Source organism: Streptomyces sp. NPDC058691 (genome assembly GCF_042714775.1).
GTDB lineage: Bacteria > Actinomycetota > Actinomycetes > Streptomycetales > Streptomycetaceae > Actinacidiphila.
In genome coordinates, this window is the sequence record NZ_JBHXSO010000047.1 from 15,804 (window position 1) to 29,310 (window position 13,507).

General features: G+C 73.2%; 13 protein-coding genes. 8 read left to right on the top strand and 5 right to left on the bottom strand.

The window, feature by feature from the left end; all coding sequences use genetic code 11:
- Positions 1-63: 63 nt before the first annotated feature.
- A complete protein-coding gene (locus ACFWVC_RS28385) occupies positions 64-939 on the top strand; it encodes a hypothetical protein (protein WP_384292712.1) in 876 nt (291 codons plus the stop codon).
- On the opposite strand, the gene ACFWVC_RS28390 is transcribed toward ACFWVC_RS28385, so the two are convergent.
- On the bottom strand, positions 936-2,645 hold the full coding sequence (locus ACFWVC_RS28390; protein ID WP_384292716.1) for an RNA polymerase sigma factor: 1,710 nt from the start codon (positions 2,643-2,645) through the stop codon (positions 936-938). The genes ACFWVC_RS28385 and ACFWVC_RS28390 overlap by 4 nt on opposite strands.
- A 248-nt stretch (positions 2,646-2,893) precedes the next feature.
- Here ACFWVC_RS28390 and radA point away from each other — a divergent pair, with 248 nt between their 5' ends.
- On the top strand, positions 2,894-4,282 hold the full coding sequence (gene radA / locus ACFWVC_RS28395; RefSeq protein ID WP_384292721.1) for a DNA repair protein RadA: 1,389 nt from the start codon (positions 2,894-2,896) through the stop codon (positions 4,280-4,282).
- Positions 4,283-4,348: 66 nt separating this feature from the next.
- Positions 4,349-5,479 carry a DNA integrity scanning diadenylate cyclase DisA gene (disA, locus tag ACFWVC_RS28400; RefSeq protein ID WP_384292727.1) on the top strand — a complete coding sequence of 377 codons (1,131 nt, stop codon included), beginning with the start codon at positions 4,349-4,351 and terminating at the stop codon, positions 5,477-5,479.
- A gap of 78 nt (positions 5,480-5,557) precedes the next feature.
- Here disA and ACFWVC_RS28405 read toward each other — a convergent pair whose 3' ends face one another.
- A complete protein-coding gene (locus tag ACFWVC_RS28405) occupies positions 5,558-6,355 on the bottom strand; it encodes a hypothetical protein (RefSeq protein ID WP_384292734.1) in 798 nt (265 codons plus the stop codon).
- A gap of 195 nt (positions 6,356-6,550) precedes the next feature.
- Between ACFWVC_RS28405 and ACFWVC_RS28410 the strand changes: the two genes are divergently transcribed.
- The 5 genes from ACFWVC_RS28410 to ACFWVC_RS28430 all read left to right on the top strand — a co-directional run bounded on the left by ACFWVC_RS28410 (position 6,551) and on the right by ACFWVC_RS28430 (position 10,874).
- The gene (locus ACFWVC_RS28410) at positions 6,551-7,429 is read left to right on the top strand and encodes an A/G-specific adenine glycosylase (protein WP_384292738.1); all 879 of its coding nucleotides are present in this window, start codon (positions 6,551-6,553) and stop codon (positions 7,427-7,429) included.
- Between the two features lie 188 nt (positions 7,430-7,617).
- Positions 7,618-8,187, top strand: a complete 570-nt coding sequence (locus ACFWVC_RS28415; protein ID WP_384292740.1) for a SigE family RNA polymerase sigma factor — start codon at positions 7,618-7,620, stop codon at positions 8,185-8,187.
- A complete protein-coding gene (locus tag ACFWVC_RS28420) occupies positions 8,172-8,927 on the top strand; it encodes a hypothetical protein (RefSeq protein ID WP_384292745.1) in 756 nt (251 codons plus the stop codon). The genes ACFWVC_RS28415 and ACFWVC_RS28420 overlap by 16 nt, the downstream gene beginning before the upstream one ends.
- The gene (gene cseB, locus ACFWVC_RS28425) at positions 8,920-9,603 is read left to right on the top strand and encodes a two-component system response regulator CseB (protein WP_384292750.1); all 684 of its coding nucleotides are present in this window, start codon (positions 8,920-8,922) and stop codon (positions 9,601-9,603) included. Before ACFWVC_RS28420 ends, cseB begins: the two co-directional genes overlap by 8 nt.
- A 5-nt stretch (positions 9,604-9,608) precedes the next feature.
- Positions 9,609-10,874, top strand: a complete 1,266-nt coding sequence (locus tag ACFWVC_RS28430; RefSeq protein ID WP_384292754.1) for an ATP-binding protein — start codon at positions 9,609-9,611, stop codon at positions 10,872-10,874.
- 13 nt (positions 10,875-10,887) lie between these two features.
- Here the strand turns inward: ACFWVC_RS28430 and ACFWVC_RS28435 are convergent, their stop codons facing one another.
- The 3 genes from ACFWVC_RS28435 to ACFWVC_RS28445 form a co-directional block, all read right to left on the bottom strand.
- Positions 10,888-11,358 carry a VOC family protein gene (locus ACFWVC_RS28435; protein ID WP_384292762.1) on the bottom strand — a complete coding sequence of 157 codons (471 nt, stop codon included), beginning with the start codon at positions 11,356-11,358 and terminating at the stop codon, positions 10,888-10,890.
- Between the two features lie 55 nt (positions 11,359-11,413).
- Positions 11,414-11,830 (bottom strand): helix-turn-helix transcriptional regulator, encoded by a 417-nt coding sequence (locus ACFWVC_RS28440; RefSeq protein WP_384292766.1) that lies wholly within the window; start codon positions 11,828-11,830, stop codon positions 11,414-11,416.
- Between the two features lie 93 nt (positions 11,831-11,923).
- A complete protein-coding gene (locus ACFWVC_RS28445) occupies positions 11,924-13,486 on the bottom strand; it encodes an MDR family MFS transporter (RefSeq protein ID WP_384292770.1) in 1,563 nt (520 codons plus the stop codon).
- Positions 13,487-13,507: the final 21 nt, after the last annotated feature.

A 13,507-nucleotide genomic window follows, 5' to 3' on the forward strand; every position in this document is an offset into this window, starting at 1 on the left:
TGCGGGGTGCGCGCTGCCGCGCGGGTGACCACTGAAGAAGCTCCACATGCTTACCCTGACATCGTGGCGAAGGCGAAAAAGGCGACGAAGCGGCAGGAACACCCGGTCATCGAGGACGAAGTCGGCCTCGACTTCCCCCGCGCATGGGTGGAGTTCCCCGATCCGGCCGACGACGAACAGATCTTCCGCTGTGACCTGACCTGGCTCACCTCGCGCTGGAACTGCATCTTCGGACGCGGCTGCGAAGGTATCGAGGCGGGCCGCGCGAGTGACGGATGCTGCACCCTGGGCGCGCACTTCTCGGACGACGACGACGAGAAGCGGGTGGCCGGGCATGTGGACCGGCTCACCCCCGAGCTGTGGCAGTTCCACGACGTGGCCGCGCAGGAGGGCGAGAAGGGCGGCTGGGCCGAGGTCAACGAGGACGGCGACCGGCAGACCCGGCGCCACAAGGGCGCCTGCGTGTTCCTCAACCGCCCCGGCTTCGCGGCCGGCGCGGGCTGCGCGCTGCACCTGCTGGCGCTCAAGGAGGGCCGCGAACCGCTGGAGACCAAGCCGGACGTCTGCTGGCAACTGCCGATCCGCCGGACCTACGACTGGATCGACCGGCCCGACGACACGCGCGTGCTGCAGATCTCCATCGGCGAGTACGACCGTCGCGGCTGGGGCCCCGGCGGCCACGACCTGCACTGGTGGTGCACCGGCGCACGCTCGGCGCACGGCGCGGGCGACCCGGTCTATGTCTCGTACCGTGCGGAACTGACCGAGTTGATGGGGACGCGGGCGTACGCGCGGCTCGTCGAATTGTGCGAGCAGCGCCTCGCCTCGCTGCTGCCGATGGCGCCGCACCCGGCCGACCCGGCCCCGGGGCACAGCGCGGGCGAGGACGGCGAGGACGGCGCGGGCGAGGATGCGGGCCGGATCCAGACGCAGGGCTAGGACGACGGTGATCCGGACGGCTCGCCGCTGGGCGGGCCGGACGGTGAGGGATCCGGCGCCGAGGGCGTGGGCGAGGGCTCGGGGGACGACGGGGGCTGTGACGGCGTCCCGGAACCGTGGATGGTGACGACACCGCCCGAGGGGTCGAAGAGGATCCGCGCGGTCCACGCCCCCGCCGGCTCCCGGTCGCGGTCCACCGACACCATGATCGTCGTGGAGTCCCCCGGCCGCAGCATGCCGTGCCGCCGGCTGAGCCGCAGCCAGGGCGCCGACCGCGCGGCGGACCAGCGCACGGCCCGGTCGCCCTCCGCCTTGAGCGTGATGACGGTCACGTCGCCCTCGGTGTGGGCGGCGATCACCAGCCGTCCCTGACGGCGGCCGGGACGGTCGCCGTGGTCGCCGCGCTCGCCCCCGTCGCCGCCCTTCGTGGCGCTGCTCGACGGCGAAGCCGAATCCTTCCCGCCGGCCGACGGGGAGGCCTCCGGCGCCGCGGGGGAGGCCGAGGCGACCGACACCGACACCGACAGCCGTCCAGGACCGCCGCGCTGGGAACGGCCGCGGTCCGCACTGCCCGCACTGCCCGCGACACCGGCCTTCTCGTACGGGAAGCCGTCCAGTCCGTCGCCGTCGGCCGCGGTGAAGGAACCTTCCCCCTTCTGGCCCGGAGCCAGCGGCGCCCCGTGGTACGCCGCCCAGAGCGCCAGCACCGGCGCCGCCACCACGGCCGCGACGACGGTCGAGGTCACCGCGCGGTGCCGCATCCGGGCGCGGCGCGCGGTGCGTTCCTTCAGGTCCATGGGGAAGCCGCGCCGGTCGAAGCGCGGGGTGCCCTGCCGGGTGCGCCCGGTGCCGCCGCGCATGGCGTGCAGCATGGCGGCGTACGCGGCCGAGCGCGGGGCCTCGATGGTCGCCAGCACGGCGGTCGCGGCGGTGGTGGCCAGGCCCGGCCACGGGCCGGGGGCGACCGCGCGCTCGGCGGTCAGCCGGCAGTGCGAGCAGACGTCCACGTGGTGGACGAGTTCGCGGCGCAGGGCCGTGCCGAGCAGCACCCGGGCGTCCCCCGCGAGCCGGGCGACGGCCGGGCAGTTGCCCAGTTCGACGACGGCCAGGGCGGCCCGGGTCCGCTCCACCTCGCAGGCGGCCTGCGCGAGCAGCGCCCGGGTGGCGTCCGGCTCCAGACCGACGACCAGCGCGACCTCGTGCGGGGCCAGCTGATGGCGTACCGCCAGCTCCAGCGCCTCGCGCTGCTCCGGCGTCGTACCGGCCGCCTCGGGCCAGGCCAGGGCGGACAGCTCGCCGCGGCGCCGGGCGGCCACCTCGGCCGAGGCCTTCACCGACACCGGGCGGCCGTCGGCCAGCGTACGCAGGCAGGCCCAGCGGGCCAGCGCGTACAGCCACGGGCGGCGCAGCTCGGGGTCGCGCAGCCGGGCGCGCTGCCGCTCGGCGACCGCCAGCACGTCACCGAGCGCCACGGCCGCGGCGTCGTGCTCGCACAGCACCGACAGGCAGTAGGTGAACAGCCCGTCCAGGTAGGGCTCGTAGTGCGCGGGCGGCTGCGAGGGCAGCGTGCCGTGCGGCCGGGTCCGGCGCCGTCCCGCCTCCGGGCCGGTCCCGCCGCCCGCCGCGGCGCGGCCGCGCTGGACCGGCGCGCGGTGTCGGCGGTGCGCGCCGGTTGTCTGCGAGGGTGTCTCAGGCCTGCTGCTCATCACTCCGTGACGGTAGGCCCACGGTCCGTACGCCCTCAGGTGTCACGGCGGGCTTTAACCCAATTGGGTGGTGATCCCCCCCGAAAGAGCACACGCCGCTCACCCCCTGGGGCGACCTCTCGGCCGTGTGCGCGAGTGTTCCGGAGCGGGGTCGGGACATCGGCGCGGGCGGGGTGGCGGTGCTGTCTCGCTTGTCTGCGCCGTCAGCCCTGCCTCCGATGTCAGTGGTTCCCGATACCGTGCACGGCATGGCTGCCCGGACTCGCCCCGCATCAAAGGACCGACCGTCCTACCGCTGCACGGAATGCGGTTGGACGACCGTCAAGTGGCTCGGCCGCTGTGGCGAGTGCCAGGCGTGGGGCACGATCGAGGAGTACGGCGGAGCCTCGCCGGTGCGCACGACCGCGGCCGGCCGGGTGACGACGCCGGCGAAGCCGATCGGGGAGGTGGACGGCCGCCAGGCGACCGCGCGCGGCACGGGCGTGCCGGAGCTGGACCGGGTACTGGGCGGCGGGCTGGTCCCCGGCGCGGTGGTGCTGCTCGCGGGGGAGCCGGGCGTCGGCAAGTCCACGCTGCTGCTGGACGTCGCGGCGAAGGCGGCCGGGCCCCAGGCGCGCACCCTCTATGTGACCGGTGAGGAGTCCGCGTCGCAGGTGCGGCTGCGGGCCGACCGCATCGGCGCCCTGTCCGACCACCTCTACCTCGCCGCCGAGACCGACCTGTCGGCGGTGCTGGGCCACCTGGACGACGTCAAGCCCGCGCTGCTGGTCCTGGACTCGGTGCAGACCGTGGCCTCGCCGGAGATCGACGGCGCCCCCGGCGGCATGGCCCAGGTCCGCGAGGTCGCCGGCGCGCTGATCCGGGCGTCGAAGGAACGCGGCATGTCGACGCTGCTCGTCGGGCACGTCACCAAGGACGGCGCGATCGCCGGGCCCCGGCTGCTGGAGCACCTGGTGGACGTGGTGCTGTCCTTCGAGGGCGACCGCCACGCCCGTCTGCGGCTGATCCGGGGCATCAAGAACCGCTTCGGCGCCACCGACGAGGTCGGCTGCTTCGAACTGCACGACGAGGGCATCACCGGCCTGGCCGACCCCTCGGGCCTGTTCCTGACCCGGCGCGACGAGCCGGTGCCCGGCACCTGCCTGACGGTCACGCTGGAGGGCAAGCGCCCGCTGGTCGCCGAGGTGCAGGCGCTGACCGTGGACACCCAGATCCCCTCGCCGCGCCGCACGACCTCGGGTCTGGAGACCTCGCGCGTGTCGATGATGCTGGCGGTGCTGGAGCAGCGTGGCCGCATCCGGTCGATCGGCAAGCAGGACATCTACACCGCCACGGTCGGCGGCGTGAAACTCGGCGAGCCCGCCGCGGACCTCGCCGTGGCCCTGGCACTGGCCAGCGCCGCGATCGACACCCCGTTGCCGAAGAACCTGGTCGCCGTGGGCGAGGTGGGCCTCGCGGGCGAGGTCAGACGGGTCACCGGCGTGCAGCGGCGGCTCGCCGAGGCGGCCCGGCTGGGCTTCACTCACGCCCTCGTCCCGCCGGACCCGGGCAGGATCCCGGCGGGGATGAAGGTGACGGAAGTGACGGACATAGGGGACGCCTTGCGCGTCCTGCCCAAGAGGGCCCCCCGTCCGTGAGCCTTCCGACGGTAAACTTTGCCCTGGTCTCGCCCATCCGGGCATCCGTACGACCGGAGGAGAGCAGTGGCAGCCAATGACCGGGCGGCAGCTCCCGGCAAAGCCTGGGGTCGCGAGGGCTCCGGTACTGACAGCCTGATGCGCGCCTCCCTGAGCGCCGTGGCTCCCGGCACGAGCCTGCGCGACGGCCTGGAACGGGTCCTGCGCGGCAACACCGGCGGCCTGATCGTCCTGGGCATGGACAAGCTCGTCGAGTCGCTGTGCACCGGCGGTTTCGTCCTGGACGTCGAGTTCTCCGCGACGCGCCTGCGCGAGCTGTGCAAGCTCGACGGCGCCCTCATCCTCGACAAGGACATCAGCAAGATCCTGCGGGCCGGCGTCCAGCTCGTCCCGGACGCCGCGATCCCCACCGAGGAGACCGGCACCCGCCACCGCACCGCGCAGCGGGTCTCCATCCAGACCGGCTTCCCGGTCGTCTCCGTCAGCCAGTCGATGCGGCTGATCGCGCTGTACGTCGGCGGTCACCGCCGGGTCCTGGAGGACTCCGCGGCGATCCTCTCCCGCGCCAACCAGGCGCTGGCCACCCTGGAGCGCTACAAGCTGCGGCTGGACGAGGTCGCGGGCACGCTGTCCGCCCTGGAGATCGAGGACCTGGTCACGGTCCGCGATGTCACCGCGGTCGCGCAGCGCCTGGAGATGGTGCGCCGCATCGCCACCGAGATCGCGGAGTACGTGGTCGAGCTGGGCACCGACGGCCGGCTGCTCTCGCTCCAGCTGGACGAGCTGATCGCGGGCGTCGAGCCCGAGCGCGAGCTCGTGGTGCGCGACTACGTGCCCGAGCCGACCGCCAAGCGCAGCCGCACGGTCACCGAGGCCCTCTCCGAGCTGGACTCGCTCCCCCAGGGCGAACTGCTCGAACTGCCCACCGTGGCAAGGGCGCTGGGCTATGCCGGCTCCCCCGAGGCACTGGACTCCGCGGTCTCGCCGCGCGGCTACCGGCTGCTGGCCAAGGTGCCGCGGCTGCCGAACACGATCGTGGAGCGCCTGGTGGAGCACTTCGGCGGATTGCAGAAGCTGCTCGCGGCCAGCGTGGACGATCTGCAGACCGTCGACGGCGTCGGCGAGGCCCGCGCCCGCTCGGTCCGCGAGGGCCTGTCCCGCCTGGCGGAGTCCTCGATCCTGGAGCGCTACGTCTGAGGACGGTGTCCGGGGGCGGGCCGGCGCCCGCCGCCCGGGGTGTCCCGGGCCGGTGCGCCGGCCTGACGTCCGTACCGGTCAGGCGTCCTTCAGGACGAAGGACGTCTGCTTGGCCTGGAAGCCCGGCAGCCTCGCCTCGACCAGGTAGGTGCCCAGCGGCGCGGCCTGGCCCTTGGGGGTCGCGCACTGCGGTGCGCTGGTCGTGCGGTCCCATGTCAGCTCGTAGGTGGTCGAGCTGTTCGCCGGCACCTGCAGCAGGTAGCCGGAGCGGCTCTTGGGGCAGTCGTCGCTGGCCCAGCGGTGGTTGTCGTCCACGTCTGAGACGGTGAAGACGGCCGCGGTCGCCCCGAAGTCCAGCTTGCAGCTGACACCGGAGGAGTTGGCGGCGGTCAGCGTGAACGTGGGCTTCTCGCCGGGCTCGTAGGAGTTCCGCTCGCTGCGCAGGCTGAGCGTGACCGAGGACGACGTGCAGTCGGGGAGGCTGGATCCGGCGGGCAGCTGCGCACCGCCACCGCTGCCGCTGCCGCCGCTTCCGGAGACACCGCCGCCGGACGCGGAGTCCGTACCGCCGTTCGCCGAGCCGCCGTCCGCGCCACTGCCGCCGGTGTCGCCACCGTCCGCGCCACTGCCGCCCGTGTCGCCACCGGCCGAACTTCCGTCCGTGGCACCGGAGTCACCGGCGCCGTCGGAGGAGCCGCCGCCGACCGAACCGCCGGGACGGGAGCTGTTGAGCGGGCCGCTGGCGGACGGACCGGGCGTGATGGAGGGCACGGGGGTGTGACCGCCGGGACCGCCCGCCCTGTTCCCGCCGCCCCCGTCACGGAAGTTGACGGCCCACACCACCAACGCGGTGATCACCAGGAGGAGGAGCAGCACAACAGCCCGTCGTCGCCAGTAGATGGAGGACGGGAGAGGTCCCACGGGATTGCGCACAGAGCCCACGCGCAAACCTTATGCGCTTTCCCTTGAATCGGACCAAGGCACGCGCGGCACGCAGGCAACTTGTGTGATTGATCAGCAGATCTCCCCTGCCTGCCGGGCGGGTTCCGGGGCCGTAGGATCGGTGGCGCTATGAGCGAGCACCATGATCTTCACTCCCCCGTGATCGACTGGTTCGACGACAACGCCCGGGACCTTCCGTGGCGCCGCCCCGAGGCGGGCGCCTGGGGCGTCATGGTGAGCGAGTTCATGCTGCAGCAGACGCCGGTCTCCCGGGTGCTGCCGGTGTACGAGCAGTGGCTGGAGCGCTGGCCCGACCCGGCCGCGCTCGCCGCCGAGCCCTCCGGCGAGGCGGTCCGCGCCTGGGGCCGGCTCGGCTATCCGCGCCGGGCGCTGCGACTGCACGCCGCCGCCACCGCGATCGCACACCTCCACGATGGTGAAGTCCCCACGGACCACGGCGAGTTGCTGGCCCTCCCGGGCATCGGCGAGTACACGGCCGCGGCCGTCGCCTCGTTCGCGTACGGACAGCGACACGCGGTGCTGGACACCAATGTGCGGCGGGTGTTCGCGCGCGCGGTGACCGGCGTGGAGTACCCGCCGAACGCCACGACCGCCGCGGAGCGCAAGGTCGCCCAGCGACTGCTCCCCGCCGACGAGGCGACCGCCGCCCGCTGGGCCGCCGCCACGATGGAACTGGGCGCGCTGATCTGCACCGCGCGCGGCCCGGAGTGCGTGCGCTGCCCGATCGCCGCGCAGTGCGCGTGGCGGCTGGCCGGCTCTCCCGCGCACGAGGGCCCGCCGCGCCGCGGCCAGACGTACGCGGGGACCGACCGGCAGGTGCGCGGCAAGCTGCTGGCGGTGTTGCGCGACGCGACCGCCCCGGTGCCGCAGGCGGCCCTGGACGCGGTGTGGCACGAGCCGGTGCAGCGCGCCCGCGCCCTGGACGGGCTGGTCGCCGACGGCCTGGTGGAGCCCTTGGCGGGCGGGGTGTACCGGCTGCCGGGCTGAGCCCGGCACCGAGGGCGGGCCGCCCCTGGCCCGGCCGCCCCGAGCCCCTTGCGGTACCCAAAAAGTCCGGTCGTTACACAACCGATGGGTTGCTGTGGGCCCGCTGTGCGGCTGCGGTGGCCAAAGCCGGACATGCCCTCCGTAGCGTCGGCCGCGTCGTGATGGAACGCGCGGAACGGAGAGACGCCATGGGGGCGAACGCTCAGGGGTCAGCCCAGGTGATGGACTTCGAGGAGTACGTGCGGAGCCGCCAGGACGCCCTGCTGCGCAGCGCCCGCCGCCTCGTCCCGGACCCGATCGACGCGCAGGACCTCGTCCAGACCGCGCTCGCCCGCACCTATCCGCGGTGGGACGACATCGCCGACAAGAACCTCGCCGACGCCTACATGCGCCGGGTGATGATCAACACCCGCACCGAGTGGTGGCGGGCCCGGCGCCTGGAGGAGGTGCCGACCCCCGAGCTGCCCGAGGGCGTCGTCGACGACGGCGCGGAGCAGCGCGCGGACCGGGCCATGCTGCTGGAGGCGCTGGAGTGCCTGGCGCCGAAGCAGCGCCAGGTGGTGCTGCTGCGCCACTACCGGCAGCTGAGCACGGAGGAGACGGCGCACGTTCTGGGCATGTCGGTGGGTACCGTGAAAAGCACACTGCACCGGGCGCTGGCGCGACTGCGCGCCGAGCTCGAACGGCAGAGCAACGGGTACGGAAGGTCGGAAGGGCCGGAAGACGTCAGGACGGAGGGTGTGTGCGCCGCAGCGTAGCCCCGGTCGGCGCCGCCGTCGCCGCGTTCGCGGTGTGCGGGTCGGCGCTCGTCGCCGTGACCAGCTGCCGTGACGCCGGCGGGGTACGGGAGGAGGGCACCGCGCTCTCCTCGGCGCTCCCGGTGCCGGGCCCCTTGTCCACGGGCGCCGCCCCCTCGGCGCAGGCGCCCGTCCCCGCGCGCGGCGCCTCCCCGAGCCCGGCCCGCACGCCCGTCGCGAACGCGGTGCGCCTGGTCAAGAGCGACCCGAAGGTCGCCGAGGACATCCGCGCCCGGCTGGTGGCCTGCGTGGCCGCCTCGCCGGTCCCCGGATCGGCCGCCCGCGACGGCGCCGCCGGGAGCGCGCCCGCGGCGCAGGCGCCACCGGTGCCCACTGCCCGGAGCACGGAGGCCGTGTACCCCGTCGACGACCGCTACGGGGACCTGACGGGCAGCGGCGCGGCCGACCTCGTCGTCACCGTCTCGACCTGCGGCGACGGGGTGGGCATCGGCGCGTACGTCTACCGCCGCGAGCACGGGAGGTACGTGAACGTCTTCGCCGACGAGCAGCCCCCCGTCTACGCCGGGATCAGTGACGGCACACTCAAGGTCACACACCAGGTCTACGAGCCGCAGGACGCCGTCTCGAACCCCTCCGGCGAGGACATCACCACCTACCGGTGGAACGGGGCGCGCTTCGAGGAGATCTCCTTCAGCCACCGCGACTACGAGACCGGCAACGAGGACACCTCCCATGGCTGAGACGCACGTCCTGTTCGTCGAGGACGACGACGTCATCCGCGAGGCCACCACCCTGGCGCTGGAGCGGGACGGCTTCGACGTCACCGCGGTGCCCGACGGCCTGTCCGGGCTGGACGCGTTCCGCGCCCGCCGGCCCGACCTGGCGCTGCTGGACGTCATGGTGCCGGGGCTGGACGGGGTGAGCCTGTGCCGGCGCATCCGGGACGAGTCGACGGTGCCGGTGATCATGCTGTCGGCGCGGGCCGACGCGATCGACGTGGTGCTCGGCCTGGAGGCGGGCGCCGACGACTACGTGACCAAGCCCTTCGACGGGGCCGTGCTCACCGCCCGGATGCGGGCCGTGCTGCGCCGCTTCCGGCTGGCCGCGGCGGAGGACGAGCCGGCCGGGACCGGGGTGCTGGCCTTCGGCGACCTGGAGGTGGACCCGGAGGGCATGGAGGTGCGGCGCGGCGGCGAGCGGCTGGCCCTGACCCCGACGGAGATGCGGCTGCTGCTGGAGTTCTCCGCGGCGCCGGGCACCGTGCTGTCCCGGGACAAGTTGCTGGAGCGGGTCTGGGACTACGCGTGGGGCGGCGACACGCGCGTCGTGGACGTCCATGTGCAGCGGCTGCGCGCCAAGGTCGGCCAGGACCGGATCGAGACGGTGCGCGGCTTCGGCTACAAGCTGCGGGGCTGAGCCCGGTGACCACGCGCCGGGGCGGCGGGCCCCGCTCACTGCCGACGATCGGTCTGCGCTGGAAGGTGTGCGCGGCCATCGCCGCGGTGTCGGCCCTGATCGCCGTCGTCCTGAGCCTGGTCGTGCACAACGCGGCACGGGCCAGCATGATCGACAACGCCCGGGATGTGCAGATCGAGAAGGTGCAGTTCACACAGCGGATCTACGAGTCCACCGGCCGGCTCGCGTTCGGCGCCAGCCTCGACGACCCCGCCCTGCCGTCCGCGCTGCGCCGGCTGGCCCGCGAGGGCAAGCTGGCCACCTATGTCGCCGACGGCGGGGGCGCGCCCGTGGTCTGGGCGGAGACCCCGCTCCCGGACGGCAAGATCCTCTCCCTGAAGACCACGTCCGCCGACCGCTTCTCCGTCCTGGAGGACCTGGACCAGGCGCTCGTCATCGGCTCGACCGCGGTCGTGGTCGGCGGCACCGCGCTCGGCGTCCTCATCGGCGGGCAGCTGTCCCGGCGGTTGCGGAAGGCCGCCGAGGCGGCGGGCCGGGTGGCCGACGGGGAGACCCGGGTACGGGTGCGGGACGCGATCGGCGGCCGGGTCCGCGACGAGACGGACGAACTCGCGCGCGCGGTGGACGCCATGGCTGACGCCCTGGCCGGACGCCTGGAGGCCGAGCGCCGGGTCACCGCCGACATCGCCCACGAACTGCGCACCCCGGTGACCGGCCTGGTCACCGCGGCCGAACTGCTGCCGCCGGGCCGCCCCTCGGAACTGGTGCGGGACCGGGCGCAGGCGCTGCGCACCCTCGTGGAGGACGTGCTCGAGGTCGCCCGGCTCGACGGCGCCGCCGAGCAGGCCGATCTGCAGGACGTGGCGCTCGGCGACTTCGTGCGCCGCCGGGTCGCCGCGGTGGTCCCCGCGGCCACCGTCGACGTGCGCGAGGACGCCGTCGTGCGCACCGACCCCCGGCGCCTGGAACGCGTGCTGGCCAACCTGCTCGCCAACGCCGCCCGGCACGGCCGGCCGCCCGTCGAGGTCACGGTGGACGGCCCCTGTCTGGAGGTCCGCGACCACGGCCCCGGCTTCCCCGAGGACCTGCTCCGCGAGGGCCCCAGCCGCTTCCGCACCGGCAGCAGCGACCGCGCCGGCAGCGGCCACGGCCTCGGCCTCACCATCGCCGCCGGCCAGACCCGCGTCCTCGGCGCCCGCCTCACCTTCCGCAACGCCCCCGGCAGCACCGGCGGCGGCGCCGTCGCCCGGCTCCTCCTCCCCCGCGACTGACCGGACCGGCGGCTCAGCCGTCGATCTGTTCCCGCGTGCCGCCGTCCCACTCCTTCGTGAGGTCCAGCTCGTCGCGCCGCTGGGTGAGGCTGAACCAGTTGCCGGAGTCGTCCCGCATGATCGCCTCCGTGCCGTAGGGGCGCTCCTGCGGTTCCTGGAGGAAGGTGACCCCCTTGCCCTTGAGGTCGCGGTAGGTGGCGTGGATGTCGTCCGTGCGGAGCACGCCCGCGCCGAGTACGCCCTTGGCGACCAGCGACCCGAGCTGCTCGGCGGATTCGGGGTCGAGCGCGGGGGGACCGGGCACCATGAGCGTGATCTCGACGTCGGGCTGCTCCTTGGGGCCCACGGTCAGCCAGCGCATCGCCCCCATGCTCATGTCCGTGCGCACCTCGAAGCCGAGCTTCTCGGTGTAGAACTCCTTGGCGCGTTCCTGGTCCTGCACCCAGACGGTGACGATGGAAATACCGGTGATCCCAGTGGTCATGACCTGCTCCTGAGGGGGTCGCTTGCCTGCCCCTCCACGCTAGGCCGGGGCCAGGTCACGGCGCTTCTCCGGAATTGCGGAATCCGCCGGCCCAGAACAGCGCGTAGCACCCGGGTATCAGCGCGGCGCCGCGGCCGAGGTGCCTGCCGCGGTACTCGGTCGGGGTGAGCCCGGTGTGCTGCTTGAAGCGGGTGGAGAAGGTGCCCAGGCTGGAGAAGCCGACGAGCGTGCAGATCTCGGTGACCGCCAGGTCCGCCGTGCGCAGCATCTCCTGCGCGCGCTCGATGCGGCGCCGGCTCAGGTACTGCCCGGGCGTCTCCCCGTACACCGCTTTGAAGGAGCGCACGAAGTGGTACCGGGAGTAACCGGCGTGCGCGGCAACCGCGTCCAGGTCCAGCGGCTGGGCCCAGTCGCGGTCCATCGCGTCCTTGGCCAGCCGCAGCTGCCGCAGGAGCCGGAGGTTCACCGCCATACGACGATGCTCGCACGGGGGTCGGACACCGACCCCCGTGCGAGCACGGGTCACATCACAGCGGGGTGGAGCGGGGACGGGCGGGGGCGGCGCTCAGAAGGCCTCGACGGCCGCCATGGCCTCCTGCTGCCCGTCCTTCTCCTCCGCGGGCGCCGCGGACGGTGCGCCGCGCAGCGGGATCTCCTTGACGAAGAATGCCGCGGCGAAGCCGATCAGGCTGAGTGCCGCACCCCACAGGAAGACGTGGTGCGTGCCGTTGGCGACCGCGTGGAAGTAGGCCTGCTGCACCTGCTCCGGGAGCTTGGCCAGGCTCGCCATGTCCATCTGGGCCGGGCCGGACGCGGCGGATTCACCGGCGCTGCCGAGGCTGGCGCTCATGGAGTCCTGCACCTGGTGCGCGAAGATCGCGCCGAACAGCGCGACACCGAACGAGCCGCCGATGGTGCGGAACAGCGTGGAGGACGAGGACCCGACGCCGATGTCCTTCATCTCGACGCTGTTCTGCGCGATGAGCATCGTGATCTGCATCAGGAAGCCCATGCCCGCGCCGAGTACGGCCATCCACACGCCCGAGACGAAGCGGCTGGTGCCGGTGTCCATCGTCGACAGCAGGTAGAGGCCGACCGCGATGAGGGCACCGCCGATGATCGGGAAGATCTTGTACTTGCCGGTCTGCGTGGTGACCCGGCCCGCGATGAGCGAGACCACCATCATCGACAGCAGCATCGGCAGGAGCAGCAGGCCGGAGTTGGTGGCGGAGGCGTGCTGCACGGTCTGCTGGAACAGCGGCAGGAAGGTCATCGCGCCGAACATCACGAAGCCGACCAGGAAGCCGATCACGGAGATCAGCGCGAAGTTGCGGCTGCGGAAGATGTGCAGCGGCAGCACGGGCTCCGCGGCGCGGGTCTCGGCGTAGATGAACGCGGCGAGCGTCACCAGGCCGAGGGCCAGCAGGCCGAGGATCTGAGCCGAGCCCCAGGCGTACTGGTTGCCGCCCCACGTGGTCAGCAGCACCAGTGAGGTGATGCTGACGGTGAGCAGCGCCGCGCCGAGGTAGTCGATGCGGGCCTTGACCCGCTTCTTCGGCAGGTGCAGCACCGCCGAGATCACGAAGAGCGCGACCACGCCCAGCGGCAGGTTGATGTAGAAGCTCCAGCGCCAGCCCCAGTTGTCGGTGATGCTGCCGCCGACCAGCGGGCCGCCGATCATGGCGACCGCCATGACGCCGGCCATCATGCCCTGGTACTTGCCGCGCTCGCGGGGCGGGATCAGGTCACCGATGATTGCCATGACGCCGACGATCAGGCCACCGGCGCCCAGGCCCTGGATGGCGCGGAAGGCGATCAGCTGACCCATGTCCTGGGCCATGCCGGACAGCGCGGAGCCGGCCAGGAAGATCACGATCGACGCCATGAAGATGCCCTTGCGGCCGTACATGTCGCCGAGCTTGCCCCAGATGGGCGTCGACGCGGCCGTCGCGAGGGTGTATGCGGTGACCACCCACGACAGGTGCTCCAGGCCGCCCAGTTCGCCGACGATGGTGGGCATCGCCGTGCCGACGATCATGTTGTCGAGCATCGCGAGCAGCATCGCGATCATCAGCCCGAACAGCACCACGCGCACACTGCGCTGCGGTGCCTCGGCGGTGTCCGCCATTACAAGCTCCCCTACTTGTCA